Source organism: Streptomyces sp. NPDC052107 (assembly GCF_040680215.1).
Lineage (GTDB): Bacteria > Actinomycetota > Actinomycetes > Streptomycetales > Streptomycetaceae > Streptomyces.
On record NZ_JBFAWG010000272.1, the window covers coordinates 1 to 1,591 of the forward strand.

The window sequence follows — 1,591 nt, forward strand, 5'->3', positions numbered from 1 at the left end:
CCGCGTCCCCGTCCCATGCCCCTCCACCAGATCCACATCCGCCGCCGACAGACCACCGTTCGCCAGCGCAGCCCGGATCACCCGCTGCTGCGCCGGCCCGTTCGGCGCCGTCAGACCATTGGACGCACCGTCCTGGTTCACCGCCGAACCCCGCACCACCGCCAGCACCGGATGCCCCAACCGCCGCGCATCCGACAACCGCTCGACCAGCAGCAGACCCACACCCTCGGACCACCCCGTCCCGTCCGCGCCCTCGGCGAACGAGCGGCAACGGCCGTCCACGGACAGGCCTCGCTGGCGGCTGAACTCGACGAACATGGCCGGTGTGGCCATCACCGTCACGCCACCCGCGACCGCGAGCGAGCACTCTCCGGAGCGCAGCGCCTGCACCGCCAGGTGCAGGGCGACCAGGGACGACGAGCACGCCGTGTCCACCGTCACTGCAGGCCCCTCGAAGCCGAACGAGTAGGACACCCGGCCCGAGACCACGCTGCCGCCGCTGCTGAGGTCGCCGTAGTCGTGGTACATGACGCCGGCGAAGACGCCCGTGCGGCTGCCCTTGAGGGTGGCCGGGTCGATGCCGGCGCGCTCGAAGACCTCCCAGGCGGCCTCGAGGAACAGCCGCTGCTGGGGATCCATGATCTGGGCCTCGTTGGGGCTGATGCCAAAGAAGACCGGGTCGAACTGGTCCGCGTCGTGGAGGAACGCGCCGCGGTCGGTGTAGCTCTTGCCGGGTGCGCCGGGCTCGGGGTCGAAGAGGTCGTCCAGGTCCCAGCCGCGGTTGACGGGGAACGTCCCGACGGCGTCGCGGCCCTCGGCGACCAGCCGCCACAGGTCTTCGGGGGAGGAGACTCCGCCCGGGTAGCGGCACGCCATCGACACGATGACGATCGGGTCGTCCTGATCACCGGTGGTGCGCACGACGGCCGCAGGCGTGTCGTCGGGCGAGGTGCCCACGAGCATCTCGGCGAGCAGCGCGGTGACGGCGGAGGCGTTCGGGTGGTCGAAGACGAGCGTGGCCGGCAGGCGCAGATCGGTCGCGGCGGTCAGCAGGTTGCGCAGTTCGACGGCGGCGAGGGAGTCGAAGCCGAGCTCGGAGAAGGGGCGGTCGGGCTCGATGTCGTCCGCTCCGGCGTGGCCGAGGATGGCGGCCACGTGGCCGCGGACGAGATCCAGCAGGCGCCGGTGCCTGGCCTCCGGGTCCAGCCCGGCCAGTTCGCTGCCGAGGGCGGACGAGGCCTGGACGGCGGCGCGGGCCGCCTTGCGCCGGGTGGCGGGTACGAGGCCGCGCAACAGCGCGGGTATCTCGTCGGTACGGCGTCGTAGCGCGGCGGGGTCGACGGGCGTGGCCAGGACCTGCGCCCGTCCGGAGCCGAGGGCGGCGTCGAGCAGCGCCAGGCCGGTGTCCGTGTCGAGCGGGGGCAGGCCGAGGCGCCTGAGCCGGTGCACGTCCGACTCGCCGAGCGTGCTGCCCATGCCCTCGTTCAGCCAGAGTCCGTAGGCGATGGAGGTGGCGGGCAGGCCCAGCCCGTGCCGGTGAACGGCCAGCGCGTCCAGGAACACATTCGCCGCCGCATACGCCGACTGCCCA

The 1,591-nt window shown here is 72.9% G+C and carries 1 protein-coding gene; it reads right to left on the reverse strand.

Translation table 11 applies throughout. From position 1 onward, the window contains the following. A partial coding sequence (locus AB0M27_RS47735; RefSeq protein WP_365732452.1) for a beta-ketoacyl synthase N-terminal-like domain-containing protein occupies positions 1 to 1,591 on the reverse strand: 1,591 nt, incomplete at both ends.